This is a genomic window from Sorangium sp. So ce385 (assembly GCF_051474135.1).
GTDB classification, from domain to species: Bacteria; Myxococcota_A; Polyangia; order Polyangiales; family Polyangiaceae; genus Sorangium; species Sorangium cellulosum_D.
Genome location: NZ_CP150337.1, coordinates 10,016,532 through 10,037,641, shown reverse-complemented (window position 1 = coordinate 10,037,641; position 21,110 = coordinate 10,016,532). Strand labels below are relative to the sequence as shown.

The window sequence follows — 21,110 nt, the reverse complement described above, 5'->3', positions numbered from 1 at the left end:
GAGATGCGGAGTCACGCCCGCGCCCCGCCGACGCGCGACCCCCGCTCCGCGCGGGGCGGCAGACGCCCGTCGCCGGCGGAGCGCGACCACCTCTCGGCAGATCCCGCGACCTCGCCGGGCCCGGCTCCGTGCGTCCCGCGTGCGGGCAGGATGATGAGGAGAGCAGAGCGCGAGGGCAGGCCACGGCCGAGCCGGCTCTGGCGCGCGGGCTCGACCGCGGCGGTCGCGCCACGAGCAGCCCACATCGGCGCCCGTCGTGCGTGGACGAACGCGGCGTGAGCGACACGCCAAGTTCGCAGATGCGTTTTTTCGAAGGGCTCGTGTAGCCTCTATTCGTGGAGGTTTCCATGCACAGCACCATGCGTCGCACCGTTCTCCCCGCGCTCTTCTCCGGACTTGCCGTGGCAGCTTGCTCCGCTCCCGAAGCGTCGAGCCTCTTCGCTACCGGCGGCTCCGGGCCGGGGGGCGTCACCTCCGCAGGCGGAGGCGATGGCGGCGCGCCGGGCGACGGGGGCGCCGGCGGCGAGGGCGGCCAGGGAGGCCGCGGCGAGGCGGGCGCGGGCGGAGGCACCGGGGGCGCGGGCGCGGGGCCCGTCATCATCGACGAGCCGCCGGAGTGCGGCGACGTCTACGTCGACTGCGATGGGGAAGAGCAGAACAGCTGTGAAGTCAACGTGACGAACGACGCGCTCCACTGCGGCACCTGCCCCGTCGATTGCGAAGGCGTCTGCCTGGACGGCGACTGCGCCCGCCCCACGAGCCACGTCTCCGGCCAGCAGGATCCGCTCTACATCGCGGTCTCCCGCGGCATCATGTTCTGGACCAACGGGGAGCAGGGCATGGTCAGGCAGTATGTGCCCGGCGACGACGTCGCGAAGAACCTCGCCACGGGCCAGATCCAGCCGGCGGACATCAAGGCCGACGACACCCACGTCTTCTGGGCCAACCAGGGCAACAGCGGCGAGGACGACGGCCAGGTGATGCGGACGCGCATCGGCGGCGAGGAAGAGCCGGTCGCCATCGCCGCGGGGCAGGCCGCGCCGTTCGGCGTGGCGATCGACGACGAGTTCGTCTACTGGACGAACCGCGAGGGCGGCGGCTCCGTGGTCCGCGCGCGGAAGGACTCGAACGGCAATGGGCCGTTCGTCGTCATCTCGGAGGGCGAGGGGACGACCCACGCGCTCGCGGTCGACGCGACCCACGTCTACTGGACGATCCGCGACGACAGCGGCCGCGTGCTGTCGGCGCCCAAGGACTCCACGGGCAACGTCCCGCCCAAGCAGCTGGCGGACGATCAAGGCGAGGTGCGCGAGATCGCGGTCGACGCGACGCACGTGTACTGGACGACCAGCAGGACCGGCACGGTCATGCGCGTGGCCAAGACCGGAGGGCGGCCCACGGCGATCGCCACGGGGCTCGGGAACCCGAGGGGCATCGCCGCCGACGCGACAGGCGTCTACTGGACCGACCCGACGTCGCCCAACATCATGAGGATGCTGCCGAACGGCATCATCGGGGCCTTCGTCGCCGGGGAGCCGTCGCCCTACGGCATCGCCCTCGACGCGCAGCGGGTCTACTGGACCAACGGGCTCGGCATGGGCGGCACCCTCAAGAGCGCTCCGAAGTAGCGACCGCGGGCGGCGCGGTCGCGCGCCGGGGCGCCCGCGCCCGCCGCGCCTCGCGCCCGCGCGGTACGCCGGGGATCGCCGCCGCGCCGCTTCGGCCTCGTCGCGCGTGGAGGCAGGGGCGCGGCGTGCTACAAGCTCGCCCCGTGCTGCTCGAGACGTTTGCCGTCGGCCCGCTGGGGTGCAACTGCTCGATCGTCGTCGACCCGGCCAGCAAGGCCGCGGTCGTCATCGACCCGGGGGGCGATTTCGACGAGATCCGCGCGCGCCTCGAGCAGGCCGGGGCGACGGTCGCGGCCATCGTGCACACGCACACCCATATCGATCACGTCGGCGCCACCGCGCCTCTCCAGCGCTGGTCGGGCGCCGCGGCGCGCATCCACGAGGCCGACCGCTTCCTCTACGACATGCTCCCGGTGCAGGCGGCGTTCCTCGGCATCGCGGCGCCGGAGCGCTGCGAGCTCGACGGCGACCTCGACGACGGCGCGGTGGTGAAGGCCGGCGGGCTCGAGCTGCACGTGCTCCACACGCCGGGGCACACGCCCGGCAGCGTGTCGTTCCTGGCCCTCTCCACGACGGGCGCGGTCGCGTTCACGGGGGACACCCTGTTCCGGCGCGGCATCGGCAGGACCGACCTGTGGGGCGGCGACTCGGAGGCGATCTTCCGATCCATCAGGAGCAAGCTGATCACGCTCGATCCATCGACCCGCGTGGTGACCGGACACGGCCCCTCGACGACCATCGGTGAGGAACGCGACAGAAACCCTTATCTGCGCGCGTGATCCGCCGCGGGTCGGTCGCGGCGCCGCGCTGCCGCGCGATCGCAGGGGCGCGAAGGCGGGAAAGCGGGGAGAAAATTCGCGCCGATCTCTCCGCCTTCCCGCCTCGGACGCCCCGCGCGCGGGCGCCGCTTTCCGGCGAGAAAGTGCTTGCATCCTGCCAGGATTCTTCTGAAAAATGCCGCACGACGAGAGCGCGCGCCGCGCCCGCTGGAGCGGGGTCGACCGCCGTCCGTCGCGGAAGTCGAGCACGATGAGCACCGATAGCGCGCCCGCCACGAAGGCCGATCTCGAGATCCTCCCCACGCAGCACCCCCTCGGCGACGCGGAGCGCGCGCAGCGCATGCAGAACCCCGGCTTCGGGCGCGTGTTCACGGAGCACATGGTCGTGATCCCGTACGCGGCGGACAGGGGCGGCTGGCTGCGGGGGCAGCTCAAGCCGTACGCGCCCATCACGATGGATCCCGCGGCGATGGTGCTGCACTACGGTCAGGCGATCTTCGAGGGGTTCAAGGCCTACCGCCAGCCGGACGGGCGCATCAAGACGTTCCGGCCGGAGGCGAACGCGCAGCGCTTCAACAGCTCTGCCCGGCGCCTGGCGATGCCGGAGATGCCGGTCGAATTGTTCGTCGGCTCCGTCGACGCCCTGATCCGCCAGGATCGCGCGTGGGTGCCCGCGGCGGTGGGCGAGAGCCTGTATCTCCGACCGTTGATGTTCGCGACCGAGGCGGCGCTCGGGGTGAGGTCGTCACGCGAGTACGATTTCCTGGTGATCGCGTCTCCCGCGGGCGCGTATTTCCCCCAGGGCGTGAAGCCGGTGACGGTCTGGATCTCGGAGGATTTCGTCAGGGCGGCGCCGGGCGGCACGGGCGCGGCAAAGTTCGCCGGCAACTACGCCGCGAGCCTGCTCGCGCAGATGAACGCGGCGGCGGAGGGCTGCGCGCAGGTGGTCTGGCTCGACGCGGTCCACCGCCGGTATGTCGAGGAGATGGGAGGAATGAACATCTTCTTCGTCTACCAGGAGGGCGGCCGCACCGTGCTCGTGACGCCCGAGCTGACAGGCACGCTCCTCCCGGGCATCACCCGCGACAGCATCATCCAGCTCGCCCGCGATTTCGGCTATGGCGCGGAGGAGCGCAAGGTCACCTTCGACGAGTGGCGCGCGGCGGTGCGCGAGGGCCGCATGACCGAGGCGTTCGCGTGCGGCACGGCCGCGGTCATCACGCCGATCGGCGCGGTGAAATCCCGCGAGGGGACCTTCGCCATCCACAACAACGAGACGGGGCCGGTGGCGGCGCGCTTCCGCGAGGCGCTGCTCAACATCCAGCACGGCCTCGCCCCCGACCGGTACGGCTGGATGCACGACGTGGTCTGACGAGGAGGCCGCGCGCCGCGCGCGGCCCTCGAGCGGCCGCCGCGCCGGCCTCGTGAGCCGCGCGGCGCGCGGGCGCGCGCCTACTCCGCAGCCTGCGATTTCTTCGATTTCGCCGTCATGCCGTATTCGTGCAGGCGGTACTGGATGGTGCGAATGCTGATGTCGAGGAGCTCGGCCGCGCGCGTCGTCGAGCCGTTCGTCGCCTCGAGCGTCGACAGGATGGCATAGCGCTCGATCTCCGCCATGGTGGCGCCCGGGATGCGCAGGGCGCCCTTGGCGACCGGCGCCGCGTCGATGGGGAGGTGCTCCGCGTCGATGCGCGTCTCGTCGCACAGCACGACGGCCCGCTCGATCGCGTTCTCGAGCTCGCGCACGTTCCCCGGCCACCGGTGCGCGACGAGCTTCGCCCGCGCCTCGTCGGTGAACCCCTCGATCTTGCGATGGTTCTCCGCCGCGAACCGGCGGAGGAAGTGGTTCGCGAGGAGCAGCACGTCGGTGTCGCGGACGCGCAGCGGGGGCATGTCGATGTGGACGACGTTGAGCCGGTAGTAGAGGTCCTCCCGGAAGCGGCCCTCCTGCACGGCCGCCGCGAGGTCGCGGTTCGTGGCCGCGATGAGGCGCACGTCGACGGACACGGTGTCGTTGCCGCCGACGCGCTCGAACGTCCTCTCCTGGAGCACCCGGAGCAGCTTCACCTGCGTCGAGGGCGCGATCTCGCCGACCTCGTCGAGGAAGAGCGTCCCGCCGTGCGCCTGCTCGAACCGCCCGATGCGCCGCTTGTCGGCGCCGGTGAAGGCGCCCCGCTCGTGGCCGAACAGCTCGCTCTCGAGCAGCGACTCCGCGAGCGCCGCGCAATGCAGCGTCACGAAGGGCGCCCTGGCGCGCGGGCCCTTCGCGTGGATGGCGCGCGCGAGCTCCCCCTTGCCGGTGCCGCTCTCGCCGGTGATGAGCACCGTCGCCCGCGCGCCCGCCACCTGCCGCGCCATCCGGTAGACCTTCTGCATCGCCGGGCTCGCCCCGATGAGCCCCTCGACGCCCTCGCCCTCGCGCTCGCGCAGCTGCCGGCGCAGGTTCTCCGCCTCGGCCCGGAGCGCGCTCCGCTCGAGGGCGCGCTCGAGGGAGACGAGGAGCGCGTCGAAGTCGACCGGCTTCGTCAGGTAATCCTCGGCCCCGGCCCGCATCGCCTGCACCGCGGAGCTCACGTCGCCGAACGCGGTGACGACGATCACCGGCAGCGCCGGATCCTGCTCGCGGAGCTTCCCGAGCAGCGTCACCCCGTCCATCCTGGGCATCTTCAGATCGGTGACCACGACGTCCGGCGGCCGCTCCGCCGCGACCTCGAGCGCCGCGGCGCCGTCGGCCGCCGCGTCCACGGCATAGCCCTCCTGTCGCAGGAGCTTCTCCAGCCCCGAGCGCGCGCTCGCCTCGTCGTCCACGACGAGCACCCGCGCGCCCTGTCTCTTCTCAGCGTTCATGTCGTCCCTTCCGAAGGCCGCCAGAGGATACCGCGCCTCTCGGGCGTCGCGATCCTCCTTCTGGCGCGGGGCGCCTCCGCCGACGACGGCGCCCGGGCGAGCGCCGCCCCGAGGCCCGGCGCGAGGGCCGCGCCGTCGCCGTCGTCGACGGAGGCGCCCCGCGCGGCCTCCCGGAAGCGACGAGGCGCCGTCAGCGGCTCTCGGTCGCGTCGACGTTGTCGCGGATGCCCGCGCCGAGGTCGGCGAGCTCCGCGGCGAGCATCACGGTGAGATCATCGGCGGTGACGATGCCGGTCACCTTGCCGTCGTGGCGGACGATCGGCAGCCGCCGGACGCCGCGCTCGCGCATCAGGCGGAGCGCCGTCTCGATGCTGTCGGACTGCTGGAGCGTCGTGGGGTCGTACGTGACGATCTCGGACACCAGCGTCTTCTCGGGCTCGCGCGCGTCGGCCATCACCCGCATCACGAGATCGCGATCGGTGAGGATGCCAATGGCGCGCGCGCCCTGCGTGACGACGACGCAGCCCACGCGGAAGTCGCGCATCCGGCGCGCGACGTCGGTTGCGGTCTCGGTGAGGTCGGCGCTCACGGCGCCATGCTCGAAGCGGCTGAGGCACATGCCCGGACCCGTTGCATGACGCGCGCCACGGCGGCCGAGCCCGGCGCTCCGTGCCCGGCGTCGCGCGCCCTGGCCCGCGGGCGCGCCGCGGGCCCGGATCCGCGGCATTCATGGCGGCGGGAGGCCTCGCGGCGGAGGGGCGCCGCGCGCGGCGGGGGGGCGGGTCGCAGCGGTTGCACGGGGGCGCAAGCCGTTCGCCGGGCCGGGCGCCCGCCGGCGAGGGCCGGGGCTCAGGCCGGGGTGGGGGAGGGGCGCGGCGCAGGGGGCGAGGCGCTCGGCTGCGCGCCGGCGGCGCGAGAGGACACGGCCTCCACGCTGGAGCGGAGCTCGGCGCTCAGGGCGGCGTAGTCCAGCGGCTTCGTGTGCACCACCGCCTCGGGCTCGAGCCCTCGCCCGAGCCGCGCCACGAGCTCGGGGTAGCCGGTGAGCACGAAGAGCGGGAGATCGGGCCGGAGCGACCGCGCGAAGCGCGCGACCGCGAGGCCGTCGGCGTGCGGCATGCGGAAGTCGGTCAAAAGGACGTCCGGGGCCGGCGTCCGGGCGAGCCGCGCGAGCGCGAGGGCGCCGTCGGTGGCCAGCTCCACCCGGAAGCCGTCGTCTTCGAGCAGGCGCGCGAGCAGGCGAGCGGTGCGGACGTCGTCGTCCACGAGGAGGATCAGCGGCTGTTCGAGGCTGCGTGGTTCCACGCCGGGCGATCTACCAACTTGCGTGCCAGCGCCGGGGGCGGCCCGCGCGCGCCGCGGCGGCGGGGAGCTCAGCCGGAGAGGCGGATCGGCAGCGTCACGCGGAACAGCGTCTTCCCCGGGCGGCTCTGGAACTCGATGGCCCCCTCGTGATCGGTGATGATGCGGTGGGCGATGGCCAGGCCGAGCCCGGTGCCGTTCGGCTTCGTCGAGTAGAACGGGTCGAAGATCGGCGCGTCCGGGCTCGCGATCCCGGGGCCGTCGTCCTCCACCTCGACGATGGCGTGGCGCGGCTGCCGGCGCGCGCGGAGGGTGACGGCGCCGCCGCCGGCCGCGCCCACCGCCTCGAGCGCGTTGCGGAGGAGGTTCAGGAGGACCTGCTCGATCTTCGCGGGATCGAGGTCGAGCACGACGTCGGTCGAGGGCAGATCGACCGTCACCTCGGCGCGCGCGCCGCCGCCGTCCGAGGACGGCGCGACGCGCGCCGCCCGCTCGCAGAGCGAGAGGAGCGACGTGGGCTTCACGACCAGCGGCTTCGGCCGGGCGAAGTCGAGGAACTCGCTCACCAGCTCCGACAGGCGGCGGATCTCGTCGCGGACGACCTGGATCGCCTCCAGCGTGTCCGGATCCTTCATGCCGGCGCGCGCGAGCCCCCGCTCGAGGAAGGTCACGTGGAGCTGCGCGCCGTTGAGCGGGTTCCTGATCTCGTGCGCGAGGCCGGCCGCGAGCGTCCCGACCGCGGCGAGCTTCTCGCTCTGGCGGACGCGCGCGGCGAGCGCCTTCTCGTCGGTCGTGTCCTGCCCGATGGCGAACAGCACCACCTCGTCGTCCGCCGAGGAGGGGGCGTACGCGAGCTGCCAGCGCACGTCGCGGATCTTGCCGGAGCGCGCGCGGAGGCTGCTCTCCAGCAGATCGGCGCCGGGGCGGCGTCCCGCGGCGACGTCCTTCACGAGCGCGCCGTGATCGGCGCGGAGCTCCTCGGGGAGGAGCGCCTCGACGAACGGCATGCCGAGGATGTCCTCGCGCGCGAACCCGGTGATCCGCTCGGCCTCCCGGTTGAAGAGCCGCACGACCGCGTGCGCGTCGAGGCCGACGACGAGGACGCGGGCCAGCTCGACCGCGCTCTTGTACCGGTGCTCGGTGCGCGCGAGCGTGCGGCCGACCTGCTCGCGGTCGAGGCGCTCGGCGCGCTGCGCGCGCGCGAGGAAGTCGTCCCGGTACGTCTCCAGCATGATGGCGAGCTCGAGATCGAGCACCTTGCTCACCGCGGATCGGACCGCGATCGCCTGCGCGAAGGGCGCGCCCTCGGCGATCTCGTCGAACGCGAGCCGGATGAGCGTCATCGCCGTGAACATGTACCGCTGCGGCAGGCCGACCCGGACGTGGATCCGCCCGATCTTCGCGGCCTCGTCGAAGTACGCCTCGTCGTACGGCCCCGTGCAGATCCGCGTCATCCAGCGGACGAGCGATCGCTTGAGCCGCTCCACCTGATCTTCGCCGGTGAAGACGTCGTGCGCGCCCTCGTGCTCGCGGATGCGGTCGTAGAACTCGCCCGCGATGCGGGGGAAGTGCGGCGCCGCGTGCGCGTGAAACGCGGCCAGCCGGCCTGCGTCCTCCTCGTCGAAGCGAACGTATCGCTTGATCTCGTCGAAGAGCGTCTCTCGCGCGGGCACTGCGCCGGAGCCTACCATGAGCACACGTTCGCGGAGGCGGACCACGATCTCGCGCGCTCCAGGATCGCCTCGAGCGCCGCCGCGTCCTCGCCGCCGCGCGCGACGATCTCCGGCGAGGGCGGCGCCTCGTACGCGGAGCCCGCGCCGGGGAGCGCGCCGATCTCGCCGGCGCCGGCCGCCCGGTAGAGCCCCTTCGGATCGCGCTCGCGGCAGACCTCGGGAGCGACATCCATGTAGACCTCGACGAGCCGCGGCGCGAGCGCGCGGGCGCGGTCGCGGTAGGCGCGGCGGTGCGCGGTCGCGGCCACGACCGCGATCGGCCCCTGCCGCGCGATCAGCGCCGCGAGCCGCGCGAGCGTCTCGTAGAAATCGTCGCGCTCCCGCGGCGTGTAGCCGGGCCGCGGGACGAGCGCGTCGCGCACCTCGTCGCCGTCGAGCAGGCAGCTCGCCCGGCCCTCGCCGAGCAGCGCGCCGTGCGCCCGCGCGGCCAGGGTGGACTTGCCCGACGCGGGGAGCCCCGTGATCCAGACGACCCCGCCGCTCACGCGAACAGCCCCTCGGCGTCGGCCGGATCGAAGCGCGGGACGTCGAGGGCGCGCTCCACGAGGGTGAGCAGCGCGCCCCTCGCGCGCGGCGTGACCGCGGGGTACCAGCCGGGGTTGGCCAGCACGAGCGCGCGCCACGCGAGGAACGGCGCCGCCGCGTCGAGCACGCCCGCCGCGCCGCTCCAGCCGAGGTAGACCTCCCAGAACCGCCGCCACAGCGCGCCGAGGCCGCCCTGCCATGCGCCGGGCGCGTCCAGCGCGAAGAACACGTAGTTGATGGCGAGGCAGGTGACGTCATCCGCGGGATCGCCCTGGGACCCGCGGCTCGTGTCGAGCAGCGTGAGCCGCGACGCGCCGTCGAACACGATGTTGAAGGGGTGGAAATCGCCGTGCGTGCGCGCGAGCCGGTGGTCCTTCCCGCGGAGCTTCCACCGCCACTCGACGCAGCGCCGCTCGATGTCCTGGAGGCGCGCGGGCGGCGCGCCCGGCACGTCGTCCGGATAGCCGTCGACGATGCCGAAGACGCCCTCGCCGTGGCCCACGAGATCGCGCACCGCGCGGCGGTAGCTGCCCGGCTGCGCGCCCTGCTCGCCGTGGAGCGCGATGAGGTACCTGGCGAGCGCCTCGCAGCGCGCGAGATCCTCCGGGCGCGCGCGGCGCTCCCTCGCGATCCGCCGCAGATCCGCGGCGTAGACGTCGCCCTCGGCGTAGGTGGTCAGGAGGTAGAACTCGCCCGCGTCCCGCAGGGACAGGGAGCGCCCGTCGCGGGTCAGCGAGCCGACGTCCACCACCTCGACGTGCGCCGGGATCGACCCGAAGGTGTCGAAGGCGAGCAGCATCTCCGCCGCGCGATCCGCCCGCCGGTCGTGCCCGAACGCGTTCGCGGTCGACGTGTGCAGCACCAGCCGCTGCCTCGATCCATCGCGCCTCACCACGGTGATCCGGCGGGGGACGCCGTACCCGGCGGCCTTCTCGGTCAGGTCGTGGCCGGGGCCGCCGTCCGGCCCGAGGGGGGTGATCTCCACCACCCGGGCACCCGGCAAGGCCGCCTCGACGATCTCGCGGAGCTGGCGTGAGGGATCGGGCTCGGCAGGCAATACCGTCTTGGCGCTCATGGCGTCTCCTCGGGCGCGTGGGCGTGGTGACGTGCTGACGTGGCCATCGAGGACCACTGAACCAGCAAAAAACAGGCCGCGTGCCGGATGAGCCTGGTCGCGCTGCCGGGCGGGTTGTGGCGAGATGCCGACCTCGATCCGGGCGGGGCGGCGCGCGCGGCGGCGGGCCGAGGGGGGCAGCCGCGCTCGCAGGACGTGCGCCCGCGCGCGAGGCGTGCGCGGCGTCGAGGGAGGTTGCGGATCAGTGGTCCGGGCGGCCGAAATGCGGGAGGTCGAGCGGGATCGGCCCGACGTGGTAGGGCCGCATCATCTCGTTGTCCTCGTGCTCGAGGATGTGGCAATGCCATATGAACGCGCCCTCGTGGCGGAACTTCATCTTGATGCGCGTGATCGCGTGCGGCGTCGCGTTCACCGTGTCCTTGAAGCCCGTCTCCCAGGGCTCTGGCGGGCTAATCGCGTGGGAGTACATGTCCTCCCGATTGAGGACCTGGAACTCCACGTTGTGGACATGGATCGGGTGCGGCATGTACGTGTCATTGTGGAGCTCCCAGATCTCCGTGTCCCCGGGGTCCGGGTCCTCCGTGATGCGGTCGTGGAATTTGAGGCCCAGCCGCTGCCCGGTCTGAAGATCGATGATCCCTTGCAAGAGCAGGATCGGGCGGTCATGCGCGCTCTTCTCCGTCAGGAGCAGGGGACGTGTCAGGCGCTCCGGTCCGTGCGGGGTGAAGCAGGGCAGCGTGAGGCGGTCCGGCGGCGTGCTCGTGTCCACGCTCGTCGCCGGCACCACCCGGAACAGCATCACCTCGGTCGTGTAGTTCCGTTCCTCTTCCGCCACGAGCGCTGCCATGTGGGCCAGGTGAGCCTGCGTGGGCCCGCTCTCCGATACGTTGAGGAGGAGGATCTCCGTGCCGACAGGCATGTTCGTGAAATCGACGATGAGGTCCGCGCGCTCGGACGGACCGAGCGAGAGCGTGTCGACCTCGACCGGAGCGGGGAGGAAGCCCCCCGCGTCCGTGCCTATCACCCAGAACCTGTGGACCTTGGCCCCGTCGCTCAGCCGCAGGCCCACGTACCGCGTGTTGCAGGCGTTCAGGACGCGGAAGCGGTAACGACGCTGCTCGACCTCCAGGTGCGGCCACGTCCGGCCGTTGACGACCATGGCGTTGCCCACGAAGGCCGGCACCCAGATCGGCGGCGGCTCGTCGTGCGCGGGGGCCATCCCGAAGGCGGGGGCGTCGTGCCCGTTTTTCTCCGGGTAGTAGAGCGAGCCGTCGTCCTTGAACGTGCGATCCTGGATCACGAGCGGGATCTCGTACACCCTTGTGCCTGGCGCGTCGCCCAGCCTCGGCGGGGGGCCTGGCAGCACGCCCGGCGGCAGGTCGTCGGGGCCGCCGCGGATCAGGTAGAAGCCGGCCGGGCCCGCGTACACGTTGACGCGGGTGATGCCGAGCGTGTGGTCGTGATACCAGAGCGTCGCCGCCCGCTGATCGTTCGGGTACTCGTACACGGCAGCCCCTGGCTCCCACAGGCTCGCGAGCGACGACTGATTCTTCTTGAAATAATCGAAGTAGGTGCCGGTCCTCGCGTAGTTCGGGGGAATATCGGACGCCGCGGGGAGATACCAGGCCTCCGGGTGGCCGTCGAACTCCTGGGCCACCGGGGCGATCCCGTGGAGGTGGGTCACGATCGGCACCGGACCCCGGTAAGGCCCTTCGGGGCAGTGGCGCGTGTGCTTGCAGGACGCGTCGCGGTCCTTCAGCCCGCCGGGCGGGTTCGCCCAGTGGAGGGTCGGGTCGACGGGGAGCAGGTGCGGGAGGAAGCGGCCGGTCTGGGGATCTTTGAGATCGTTGATCCACTTCACGCGCACCGGCCTCCGCCACTCGGCCTCGATGGTGAACGAGGGATACGCGAACGTCTCCGGGTGATGGATGGACCCGTAGCCCCACACCGTCGTGGGCGGCAGGCCGAGCTCCGGCGGCAAGATGTGCTGCTGGAACTGCCGGACCGCGATCTCGTAATAGTCGACCAACGCGCCAGGGCCGAAGTGCTTGCCCGACCGCGGCATGACCTGCGGGATGATGAGCGGCTGCGTGAACCTGGGGATGTCCCCGGCGTGGAGCGTCGGCGCGTGGCGAGGGAGAGCGCGCGTCGCGCCGGGGGCAGCGCTCGCGAGCCCAGGGCGCCGGAGCACCACGAGGCCGCCGGCCGCGGATAAACCGTACTTCAAGAGCAATCGTCGCTTCAATGAGGACATGGGACCTCCTTGCGCCGCCGTCGGTGATGTGCGTGCGCAGGAGTAGGATGGCGTGGATGTAGGTCCAAGCACCCAGGAGGTACCGGATTGGGGTTGCTGGCCCCTCATGAACGGGTCCTGAGATGGCACGCAGAGGGCGGCGCTCAGGCGCTGTTTTCCTGACCGGGTTCGCCTTGGTCGGGGCGCCGTGCGCCGCGGCGCGCCCGATCTGTCAGGCAATCCAGCGGCCCTCGAGGCCGAGGATCACCCGCGCGGGCGATCACGTCATCAACGCTTGATGAGGAGAGGCCGCATCATCTCGTGGTCCTCGTGCTCGAGGATGTGGCAATGCCACACGAACAGCCCGGGGTTGCCGAACTTCACCTTGATGCGCGTGATCTGACCGGCCAGCGCGCCGACCGTGTCCTTGAAGCCCTCCTCCCCGGGAAACGGGAGCTCGGGCAGCGCGGACTGGTCGAGCACCTGGCGGTTGACGACCTGGAACCGCGCGTTGTGGAGGTGGATCGGGTGATCGTCCCCGGTGAAGTTGTGGATCTCCCAGAGCTCGATCTCGTCCACATCGGGCTTCTCCGTGATGGGCTCGTCCCAGTGGAGCGGCACCGGCCCGCCCGAGGCGTCGACGATGCCGAGGAGGTTCCGGATCGTGCCCACGTCCTCCAGCGTCTCCTCGTTCAGGGACACGCGGCGTATCGCCTCCTCGTCTCCGAGCGGATGGAACGCCGGCAGCGCGAGCTTCTCCGGAGGCGTGCTCGTGTCCCTGCTCGTCGCCTTCTTCACCCGGAACTGCATGACCTGGCCCGTGGTGTTCGGGTCGGCCACGGCGGACATACCCGGCATGCCGCCGTGCGCCTCAGGTCCGACGTTGAGGAGGAGGAGCTCGGTGCCGACCGGGACGCGGCTGAAATCGACGATGACGTCCCAGCGCTCGGCATTTCCCACGAAGAGCTCGTTGACCTGCACGGGCCTGGGGAGGAAGCCTTCGTCGGAGCCGATCACCCAGAACGGGAGCCCGTTGCTCAGCCTCAGGATCAAGAGCCTCGTGTTGCTGCCGTTCAGGATGCGGAACCGGTAGCGGCGCTGCTCGACCTCGAGGAAAGGCCACGTCCGTCCGTTGACCAGCATCGCGTTCCCGAGGAACTCGGGAACCCAGAACGGCGCCACGGGGCCGTTCGGCTTGTACAGATCCTCGGCGAGCTCAGGCGGAAGCCCGCGGCTCTTCGGGTAGAAGAGCGAGCCGTCGGCGTTGAACGAGCGGTCCTGGATCACGAGCGGGATCTCGAACACCTCGGCGCCTGGACGGTCGCCCGGCCTCGGCGCGGGTCCGGGCAGCACCCCCTTCGGCAGATCGTCGGGACCGCCGCGGATCAGGTAGAAGCCGGCGAGCCCGGCGTACACGTTGAGCCGGGTGATGCCGAGCGTGTGATCGTGGTACCAGAGCGTCGTCGGCCGCTGGCGGTTCAAGTACTCGAAGACGGCCGTCCCTGGCTCCCACAGGCGCCCGAGCCGTGATGTCCTCCGGAAGACGTCGTAGAAGGTCCCGGTCCTCGCGAAGCCGCGCGGGATGTTCTCCGCCTTCGGCAGAACCCACGCTTCCGGGTGGCCGTCGCTCTCCTGCTCGACCGGGGTCACCCCGTGGAGGTGGGTGACGATCGGCACCGGGCCCCGGTAAGGATCCGGCGGGCAAGGGCCGCTGAACCTGGGGGCCGTGTCGCGGCCGTCCACCCCGCCGGGCGGGTTGGCCCAGTGGAGGGTCGGGTCGACGGTGAACAGGTGCGGGAGGAAGCGGCCCGTCCGCGGGTGGGTGAGGTCGTTGATCCACGTCACGCGCACCGGCTTCCGCCACCTGGCCTCGATGGTCCACCCGGGATACGAGAACGTCTCCGGATGCCGGGCGGAGCCGTACGCCCACACCGTCGTGAGGGGGAAATCCGGCGGCAAGACGCGCTGCTTGATCTGCCGGACGGCGATCTCGTAATCATCGACGGGAGCGTCGTGGCCGATGCGCCCCCGCGCCTCGGGCATGACGGGCGGAATGAGCAGCGGCAGCCTGTACTTGGGGATATCGCGGCCGTGCAGCGTCGGCGCCGACTCCGGGACGAAGGCGCATTCGCCGACGCTCGCGAGCGCGACGCCCTCGCGGGGGAACATAAGGAGCCCGCCCGTCGCGGTCAGACCGTACTTCAAGAACAGTCGTCGATTCAGTGAAGACATCGGATCTCCTTGCGCCGCAATCGGCGACGCGAGCGCGCGACCATCATGACGGCCGCGCGGATCCGAGCCATCCAGGAAGCTCCGGATTTAGGGTTCCTGCGCGTTCACGAGCAGGTCCCGAATCACCATCGATGCGCTGCGATCGAGCGCTGTTCGTGCAGCTGGAATCCGCCTCGGTCGAGGCGCACGGCTCAAGGGAGGTCCGATGACATGATGCGTGTCATCGATCATCAAGCGGCGGAACCGCGAGCGACCTCTCGTCGGCGAGGTCGCTCGCGGCGTCGGAGCGGGTTTCGTCCGTCGGCTACTTGGCCGCCGGCCACTGATCCTTCGGGAGGTCCTTGTAGACGTCCTCGACCTTGTGGAACCCGTCGGCGATGACCGTGGACGCGAGGTTGCTCTTGTCCACGGCGATCGGCGCGATGAGCACGCTCGGGACGTCCTTCTTCCCGTTGTTGACCGTCTGCGTCTTCTCGCCGAGCTGCTCCTTCTTCGCCATCTTGATGGCGAGCTCGGCGGCCTTCTCGGCGAGGGACTTGATCGGCTTGTAGACGGTCATGCTCTGGGTGCCGGCCGCGATCCGCTGGCAGGCGGCGAGCTCGGCGTCCTGCCCCGAGACGACGACCTTGCCGGCGAGCTTCTGCTCGCCGAGCGCCTGGACCGCCGCGCCCGCGAGCCCGTCGTTCGAGGCCACGACGGCCGTGACGTTGTTGTTGTTCTTGGTGAGGGCGTTCTCGGTGATCTTGAGCGCCTCGACCGGCTGCCAGTCCTTGGCCCACTGGTCCGCCACGACCTTGATGTCGCCCTTGTCGATGAGCGGCTTCAGGATGTTCATCTGCCCTTCGCGGAAGAGCTTCGCGTTGTTGTCGGTCGGGGAGCCGCCGATGAGGAGGTAGTTCCCCTTCGCGGCCTGCTTCACGAGCGCCTCGGCCTGGAGCTCGCCCACGCGGACGTTGTCGAAGGACACGTAGAGGTCGACGTCGGAGTCGAGGATCAGCCGGTCGTAGGCCATGACCGGCACGCCCTGCTTGTGCGCCGACTCGACGATGGTGGCGGTCGTCTTGGCGTTGTGGGGCACGACCACGAGCACGTCGACGCCCTGCGTGAGCAGGTTCTCCGCCTGCGAGTTCTGCAGGGCGTCGTCGCTGTTCGCGGACTGCACGAGCACCTGCGCCCCGAGCTGCTCGGCCTTCGCCTTGAACAGGTCGCGGTCGCGCTGCCACCGCTCTTCCTTCAGGGTATCCATCGAGAAGCCGATCGTGATCTTCTTCTTGTCCGTACCCTTGGCGTCCGCGGTCTTCGGGGCTTTGTCCTCGGCCTTGCCCGCGTTCGTCTCGCCCTCGGAGGCCGGCTTCGAGCAGCCGGTCGAGAACGCGAGCGAGATCATGGCCATCAGAAAGGTGGAGCGACGAATCAAGGTGACCTCCGAGTCAGATGAATGGATAGGGGCCCGCGCTCGGGCCAGTGCCAGTGGCTACTCGATTGTGTTGATGTTGTCCGCGTAGCTCATGATGATGTTGAGCGTTTCCGTATCGTCGTCGTACACCGAGTACCACCCCTGCAGCTCGTGGGGCGGATCGCCGATGTAATCGTTCCCGAGGAGCCAGTAGTCGTTGCCGTCGTCCGACGGCCTCCCGGTGCCGGCCCAGGCCCAGAAGTTCACGCCCGCGAGCTCCGGGTTGTTGACGACGGCGTCGAAGACGGTCGAGTAGTACTCGTTCCGCTTCTCGACCGTCGACGCGACGGGCTCGGACTTGTCGTCCCGCGCGAGCCCGAACTCCTCGACGACGATCGGCTTGTTCAGCGCCTTGGCGTGCTCGATCTGCAGATCGATGTACCCGTTGCTCTTGGTGATGGCCGCCTGGAGGGACCTGGCGGCGGTGCTGTCGGCCGGCAGCGACGGGTCGTACCACTCCCAGTTCTCCGGCCAGACGTGGAAGGTGAGGTAATCGATGCCGGCCACGTCGTGGAAGTCCCGGTAGTCGCTGTTGGCGTAGTCGCCCCAGTTGTACGAGAGGTCGCCCTCCGAGCCGATGGAGACGAGGTGGTTCTTATCGATGTCCTTGATGAACTTCGCGTTCCGCTCGACCCAGAGCTTGAACAGCGCGCCCCAGCCCTTGAAGGAGCGCGGCTCGTTGCCGAGCTGCCACGCCATGATCCCCGGGTGGTCCTTGAGCTTCTCGATGACGACCTTGGCCCGGCTGAAGTAGAACTCCTGTGCCTTCTTGTTGCAAAAGAACAGGCTGGAGAGATCCATCTGGTCGGGCCAGGGGTTCGTGTTCGGGTCGAGCGTGCCCGAGTGGGGGATCGCCCACGCGTCGATGGCCACGGCCTGGCAGTCCTCGCCGGTGCCCTCCCGGAACCGGATCGAGCCGTTGAACGGCACGTCGTAGCCGGCCGCGAGCAGGGGCGCGTTCGTCTCGGGGTCGGTCAGGCCGACCTGGTAGGCGCCGAAGTCCTCCCCGCAGGAGGTGTCGGGCTCCTCGTGGGCCCACTTCATGTACTGGGGCATCCCGCCGGACCAGTGCCAGAAGTCGTTCAGCGTCATGACCGCCTTCATGCCGCGGCTGTGGATCTCGTCGAGCACCGTCACCAGGTGGTCGGCGAACTCCTCGAGCTTCGGGTCGGCGCACGGCTCGTCGGACGACGCAGGGAAGATCCGCTGCGGGCCGTACTGCTGATCGTTCTGCTGCGACGCGGGGATGTCGCCCTCGCTGAGCGCCATGAGACGGAGGTTCCGAACGCCGTGGGCGTCGAGGATGTCGAGCTCCGTGCGCAGGCGCTCGAGGGGGATGAAGGGAGCCGACCAGAAGTTCGTGCCCATGTACTTGTACGGTTTCCCGTCGAGCGTGAGCATACTACCTTCCGCGCGGACGTAGCACTTTTCGGGTTGCTCGGCGCACTCGAGCGCCTCGCCGCCCCCGGTTCCGTCCCCGCCGCCCCCGGTGGCGTCGCTGCCGCCGCCCCCGGCGGCGTCGTTGCCGCCGTCCCCGCCCCCGCCCCCGCCGTCGCCGCCGCCGCTGGTCGCGTCGCCGCCGTCGCCCCCGGCGCCCCCGGTGCCGGAGGCCGCGGGGTCGGTCGTGTCGGACGTGCACGCGGCGAGGGAGAGCAAACCCAAAGCGAGCAACAAGGTCTTCTTCATCGTCGGTCGTTCCTTACCTGGTTCGAGTGTCGTTCCTCAAGCGTGGCTGAGCGCTGCCGCCGCAAGCACACGGCCCGCTCGCGGCGGCGCGCCGGGCTGGCGCGCCGCCGTCGTGGTGATCGTGTTGCCGTGGCCACAGCGAGCTCCCCGGTCCCGCGCCGATGCAAATCTCCGCTCAGGGTGTCGTCGTCGCACCGGCGCGGTTCATGGCAGACCACTTAATCGGTTCAGCGTCAACAGCGAAGTCGCGCCGAGCGGCGCCGCTCCGGCGCGGGCGCGGCGCTCGGAACGAGCGGTGGAGCCGGACGGGCGGGCGGGATGCGGCGGAGATGTCGCGGATGTCGCGAGAGAGCGCGCCCGGGGCGCGCCGGCCGAGGTCGGCCGGTGAGGTGCGCCACCGGGCGTGGCGGCGGTGTTCAGGCTAGAATGGGCGAGCGTGGGCCGAGCCGCTGGGCGCTCGGCTCCGCGGAGGACGGGGCATGTCGCAGAGCTTGATCCTGTTGGCGGTGCCGGCTTTTTTCGCGCTCATCGGCGTCGAGCTCTGGCTTTGCCGCCGCCGCGGGCGGCGCGATTACCGCTTCTCGGACGCGCTCGCCAACCTCTCGTGCGGGGTCGGCCAGCAGGCGCTCGTCTCCGTCGTGAGCGGCGGGGTGCTCGTCTATCTCTTCCTCTTCGAGCGCGCCGCGCTCGTGCGGCTGCCGCCGGGCGCGGCGTCGAGCTGGCTGGCCTGCTTCGTCGCGGTCGACTTCTGCTATTACTGGGCGCACCGCGCGAGCCACCGGGTGAACTTCCTGTGGGCGGCGCACGCGGTCCACCACCAGAGCGAGGACTACAACCTCTCGGTCGCGCTGCGCCAGAGCTGGGTCCAGCGGGCGTTCTTCTGGCCGTTCTTCTGGCCGCTCGCCTTCCTCGGCTTCCCGCCCGCGATGGTCGTCACGACCTATACGCTGAACATCCTCTATCAGTTCTGGATCCACACGCAGCTCGTCGGCCGCCTCGGTCCGCTGGAGTGGGTGCTGAACACGCCGTCTCATCACCGGGTGCACCACGGCGTCGATCCCGAGTATCTCGACAGGAACCACGGCGGCGTGCTCATCGTGTGGGATCGGCTGTTCGGCACCTTCCGCGCGGAGGCGGCGCCGCCGCGGTACGGCGTGGTCCAGCCGCTCGCGAGCTTCAGCGCGCTGCGCGCGAACGTCGACCCGTGGCGGAAGCTCGCGCGCATGGCGGCGGCGGAGCCGCGCCTCGCCGGCAAGCTGCTCGTCTGGCTCCGGCCGCCGGACTTCCGCTCCGCGGCGGCCCCGCCCGAGGAGGGCCCGCTGCGCACCGATCCGGGCTACGTCCTCCACGACGTCGAGCGCTCCCCCGCGGTGCGCGCGCTGGCGGCGGCGCTGTTCCTCGCGGCGCTGCTCGGCGCGATCGCGTTCCTGTACGCGTCGCCGGGCCTCGCCCGAGGCTCGCTGTTGGCGGGGGCGGCCGCCGTCGTCGCCGCGCTCGCCGCGGTCGGAGCGCTGCTCGACGGGCCGAGCTCTCGGGAGGCGCGGGGCGCGGAGGCGGCCGCGAGCTCGCCGAAGGGGCTGCCGGTCTCGCCGGGCTGAGCCCGCGCCGCCCGGGCTACGGGCAGCCTTGACCGAAGTTCTGGAGGACGATGAGCCGGTCCTGGATGTTGATGACCCCGTCCTGCGTCAGGTCGAGCGCGGGCGAGGCCGGCGGGACCGTCTGCCCGAACGACGCGATGATGGCCTGCTCGTCGCTCGTGTCCACGCAGCCGCTGCCGTTGACGTCCCCGAACACGTTGACCGCGCCCGTGTAGCCGTGGATCCACGGGACGAACGCGCTCACGCGACCGAAGACCGTGTAGCTGCTGCACGATCCCCCGACGCCCCAGCTGACCACGCCGATCTGCTCCCAGCCGCCGCTGAACTGAGCGCTCGGGACCACGAGCGGCCCGCCGCTGTCTCCGTGACAACCTCCGGAGGTCCCGCTCACGTAGCCCGCGCAGATCATGCTGTCCCGCACCAGGAGCGGCAGGGTGCCGGCGTTGTTGCACGTGGCGTTGGTCTGCACCGGCAGGGTGGCCTTCATCAGGACGTCCGAGGCTCCGCTGCCGGGGAACGTGTTCCCCCAGCCGCTGACGCGCGCGCTCGTCAGCGCCGGCGGATCCGTGGAGCGCAGCGCGACTGGCTGGACGCGGACCGTGTACGTGAGAGGCGTGGCGAGGCGGAGGAGCGCGATGTCGTTCTCGATCGTCCAGGAGTCGTAGTCGGGGTGCATGACGATCTGCTGGACGCTCCGCGTCTGGACGGACCCGCCGGGGGCCGAGATCTGGTGGAGCCCCGCGCGCACGGTGAAGTCGCTCGCGCTGAGCCCGTCGACGCAGTGAGAGGCGGTGAGGACCCAGTCGTTGTCCACGACCGAGCCGCCGCACCAGTGAGGATATCCAGGGATCGACAGCTGGACCTGCCATGGAAACTCGCCGACGAGCGCCTCGCTGCCGCCGATGATCTCCAGACCCGATTCGGAGATCTCCTCGTCGGGCGGCTCCGTCGGCCCGAGCGCCGCGCAGCCCAGCTGCGGCGCCATCAGGATGAATCCGAAGAGAATGCCCTTCAGCCGCCCGTGCTGGCCGGCCGATTCAAGCGACTCAATAGCCATATGGTGTCCCCTCATCATTCATTGCCGATCGCCGCGGCGCGCCTCCGCGCGACAGGATCGGCTGTCTGCATGATTCGATACAGATCGGCTCAGAAGAAAGGCGTCTTGCTCCCCGTCAGCTGATGCACGCCGGGCAAGGTCGCTGCTCCCATGAAGAAAGAAGGGGGAGGGATCTCGCCTGGCGCAGGATGCACCGCCGATTGGAATGTGATCTTGGAAGCAATCGTCCAGTTACGGCTAACTCTTTTGTTTTCTAAATGCAAGTGCCATTTATTCGACTCGGGCATGATGCCTGCGCGGTGGCCGGCATCCGCGATAGGCGGGCCCATGACCTCACGCATGAACAGCGCGTCGTAAAGCTGCGCACGCGCCGGTGGGGTGTTGGCGCGTCGCCCGGTCTTCAGCCCGCGCCGAGGGAGCTCCCAAGGGATCTCGGCTGCGCGGTCCGTCCAGGATGCTCGAGTCTCATTTCGTACGCGTGTCTGCCTCACTCCTTATAGAGAGAGCGGCGTGTGCTGTGAGGAATGCCCGATGTCACGATCGCGGGATCGTTGGGCGCAGCGGCAGCGCCCGACAGTGACACGCTCGTCAGCAATCTGTCGAGAGCTCTCGACCTGGCCGACTGGCCGCCTGGCCGGCCGGCCAGCCTGCGCTGGCCGGCCAGCCTACGTGACGACGCCCAGCGAACGCTCGAGCCGCGCCCGCCGCGTCGGGGGCGGCGGACCGTCGACATTGTCGATTTCGTGCTCGCGCGCGCGCGGCGTGCGTGAATGCCGCCGGCATGCGCTTGAGATCCATGGCGAAATCGCATACCCCAGATCCATTCGTCTCGGGGCGAGAGGAGTGTATTGACAGCTCAGGGGCGGTTTGCTCTTCTTCGCGCCGGCGCAAATGTCGACGCCGCCTCGGGTGGGGCTGGCCGAGTGACGATTTCGCTGAGAATCGCGCTCGGGAAAACG

17 protein-coding genes are annotated in these 21,110 nt (G+C 70.7%); 5 read left to right on the top strand and 12 right to left on the bottom strand.

From position 1 onward, the window contains the following. Nucleotides 1-359 precede the first annotated feature (359 nt). From WME83_RS36620 to WME83_RS36610, 3 genes are all read left to right on the top strand, one after another. Nucleotides 360-1,628 (top strand): hypothetical protein, encoded by a 1,269-nt coding sequence (locus WME83_RS36620; protein WP_437314342.1) that lies wholly within the window; start codon nucleotides 360-362, stop codon nucleotides 1,626-1,628. A gap of 125 nt (nucleotides 1,629-1,753) precedes the next feature. Continuing rightward, entirely contained in the window at nucleotides 1,754-2,407 is a 654-nt protein-coding gene (locus WME83_RS36615; RefSeq protein ID WP_437314341.1) for an MBL fold metallo-hydrolase, read from the top strand. Nucleotides 2,408-2,657: 250 nt separating this feature from the next. After that, nucleotides 2,658-3,779, top strand: coding sequence for a branched-chain amino acid aminotransferase (locus WME83_RS36610; protein WP_437314340.1), 1,122 nt, complete (start codon nucleotides 2,658-2,660; stop codon nucleotides 3,777-3,779). Nucleotides 3,780-3,859: 80 nt separating this feature from the next. On the opposite strand, the gene WME83_RS36605 is transcribed toward WME83_RS36610, so the two are convergent. The 10 genes from WME83_RS36605 to WME83_RS36560 all read right to left on the bottom strand — a co-directional run bounded on the left by WME83_RS36605 (nucleotide 3,860) and on the right by WME83_RS36560 (nucleotide 17,496). Beyond that, complete coding sequence (locus tag WME83_RS36605) at nucleotides 3,860-5,254, bottom strand: sigma-54-dependent transcriptional regulator (protein ID WP_437314339.1); 1,395 nt, start codon at nucleotides 5,252-5,254, stop codon at nucleotides 3,860-3,862. Nucleotides 5,255-5,444: 190 nt separating this feature from the next. After that, on the bottom strand, nucleotides 5,445-5,843 hold the full coding sequence (locus tag WME83_RS36600) for a CBS domain-containing protein (protein WP_437314338.1): 399 nt from the start codon (nucleotides 5,841-5,843) through the stop codon (nucleotides 5,445-5,447). 260 nt (nucleotides 5,844-6,103) lie between these two features. Next, nucleotides 6,104-6,559 carry a response regulator gene (locus tag WME83_RS36595; RefSeq protein ID WP_437314337.1) on the bottom strand — a complete coding sequence of 152 codons (456 nt, stop codon included), beginning with the start codon at nucleotides 6,557-6,559 and terminating at the stop codon, nucleotides 6,104-6,106. 68 nt (nucleotides 6,560-6,627) lie between these two features. Then, a complete protein-coding gene (locus WME83_RS36590) occupies nucleotides 6,628-8,229 on the bottom strand; it encodes a protoglobin domain-containing protein (RefSeq protein WP_437314336.1) in 1,602 nt (533 codons plus the stop codon). A gap of 11 nt (nucleotides 8,230-8,240) precedes the next feature. After that, nucleotides 8,241-8,774 carry an adenylyl-sulfate kinase gene (locus WME83_RS36585; protein WP_437314335.1) on the bottom strand — a complete coding sequence of 178 codons (534 nt, stop codon included), beginning with the start codon at nucleotides 8,772-8,774 and terminating at the stop codon, nucleotides 8,241-8,243. After that, nucleotides 8,771-9,889, bottom strand: coding sequence for a phosphotransferase (locus WME83_RS36580; protein WP_437314334.1), 1,119 nt, complete (start codon nucleotides 9,887-9,889; stop codon nucleotides 8,771-8,773). Before WME83_RS36580 ends, WME83_RS36585 begins: the two co-directional genes overlap by 4 nt. A 241-nt stretch (nucleotides 9,890-10,130) precedes the next feature. Beyond that, complete coding sequence (locus WME83_RS36575) at nucleotides 10,131-12,116, bottom strand: multicopper oxidase family protein (RefSeq protein WP_437314333.1); 1,986 nt, start codon at nucleotides 12,114-12,116, stop codon at nucleotides 10,131-10,133. 294 nt (nucleotides 12,117-12,410) lie between these two features. Continuing rightward, nucleotides 12,411-14,354: a multicopper oxidase family protein gene (locus WME83_RS36570; RefSeq protein WP_437314332.1), complete on the bottom strand. Its 1,944-nt coding sequence runs from the start codon at nucleotides 14,352-14,354 to the stop codon at nucleotides 12,411-12,413. Nucleotides 14,355-14,658: 304 nt separating this feature from the next. After that, nucleotides 14,659-15,747: a D-xylose ABC transporter substrate-binding protein gene (gene xylF / locus WME83_RS36565; protein ID WP_437322086.1), complete on the bottom strand. Its 1,089-nt coding sequence runs from the start codon at nucleotides 15,745-15,747 to the stop codon at nucleotides 14,659-14,661. Nucleotides 15,748-15,828: 81 nt separating this feature from the next. Further along, the gene (locus WME83_RS36560) at nucleotides 15,829-17,496 is read right to left on the bottom strand and encodes a glycoside hydrolase 5 family protein (protein ID WP_437314331.1); all 1,668 of its coding nucleotides are present in this window, start codon (nucleotides 17,494-17,496) and stop codon (nucleotides 15,829-15,831) included. A 479-nt stretch (nucleotides 17,497-17,975) separates the two neighbouring features. On the opposite strand from WME83_RS36560, the gene WME83_RS36555 reads away from it, so the two are divergent. Continuing rightward, nucleotides 17,976-19,094, top strand: a complete 1,119-nt coding sequence (locus WME83_RS36555) for a sterol desaturase family protein (protein ID WP_437314330.1) — start codon at nucleotides 17,976-17,978, stop codon at nucleotides 19,092-19,094. A gap of 16 nt (nucleotides 19,095-19,110) precedes the next feature. On the opposite strand, the gene WME83_RS36550 is transcribed toward WME83_RS36555, so the two are convergent. Together WME83_RS36550 and WME83_RS36545 are read right to left on the bottom strand one after the other, a co-directional pair. Continuing rightward, the gene (locus WME83_RS36550) at nucleotides 19,111-20,151 is read right to left on the bottom strand and encodes a DUF1986 domain-containing protein (protein WP_437314329.1); all 1,041 of its coding nucleotides are present in this window, start codon (nucleotides 20,149-20,151) and stop codon (nucleotides 19,111-19,113) included. Between the two features lie 89 nt (nucleotides 20,152-20,240). Then, nucleotides 20,241-20,492, bottom strand: a complete 252-nt coding sequence (locus WME83_RS36545; protein ID WP_437314328.1) for a hypothetical protein — start codon at nucleotides 20,490-20,492, stop codon at nucleotides 20,241-20,243. A gap of 183 nt (nucleotides 20,493-20,675) precedes the next feature. Here WME83_RS36545 and WME83_RS36540 point away from each other — a divergent pair, with 183 nt between their 5' ends. Continuing rightward, the gene (locus WME83_RS36540) at nucleotides 20,676-20,921 is read left to right on the top strand and encodes a hypothetical protein (RefSeq protein ID WP_437314327.1); all 246 of its coding nucleotides are present in this window, start codon (nucleotides 20,676-20,678) and stop codon (nucleotides 20,919-20,921) included. Nucleotides 20,922-21,110 lie beyond the last annotated feature (189 nt).

Bases quoted from the DNA above. Each gene is read 5' to 3' on its own strand.
- WME83_RS36620 (WP_437314342.1), top strand. From the start codon at position 360: ATGCGTCGCACCGTTCTCCCCGCGCTCTTCTCCGGACTTGCCGTGGCA.
- WME83_RS36610 (WP_437314340.1), top strand. From the start codon at position 2,658: ATGAGCACCGATAGCGCGCCCGCCACGAAGGCCGATCTCGAGATCCTC.
- WME83_RS36605 (WP_437314339.1), bottom strand. From the start codon at position 5,254: ATGAACGCTGAGAAGAGACAGGGCGCGCGGGTGCTCGTCGTGGACGAC.
- WME83_RS36580 (WP_437314334.1), bottom strand. From the start codon at position 9,889: ATGAGCGCCAAGACGGTATTGCCTGCCGAGCCCGATCCCTCACGCCAG.
- WME83_RS36570 (WP_437314332.1), bottom strand. From the start codon at position 14,354: ATGTCTTCACTGAATCGACGACTGTTCTTGAAGTACGGTCTGACCGCG.
- xylF (WP_437322086.1), bottom strand. From the start codon at position 15,747: ATGGCCATGATCTCGCTCGCGTTCTCGACCGGCTGCTCGAAGCCGGCC.
- WME83_RS36560 (WP_437314331.1), bottom strand. From the start codon at position 17,496: ATGAAGAAGACCTTGTTGCTCGCTTTGGGTTTGCTCTCCCTCGCCGCG.
- WME83_RS36555 (WP_437314330.1), top strand. From the start codon at position 17,976: ATGTCGCAGAGCTTGATCCTGTTGGCGGTGCCGGCTTTTTTCGCGCTC.
- WME83_RS36550 (WP_437314329.1), bottom strand. From the start codon at position 20,151: ATGGCTATTGAGTCGCTTGAATCGGCCGGCCAGCACGGGCGGCTGAAG.
- WME83_RS36545 (WP_437314328.1), bottom strand. From the start codon at position 20,492: ATGCGTGAGGTCATGGGCCCGCCTATCGCGGATGCCGGCCACCGCGCA.
- WME83_RS36540 (WP_437314327.1), top strand. From the start codon at position 20,676: ATGCCCGATGTCACGATCGCGGGATCGTTGGGCGCAGCGGCAGCGCCC.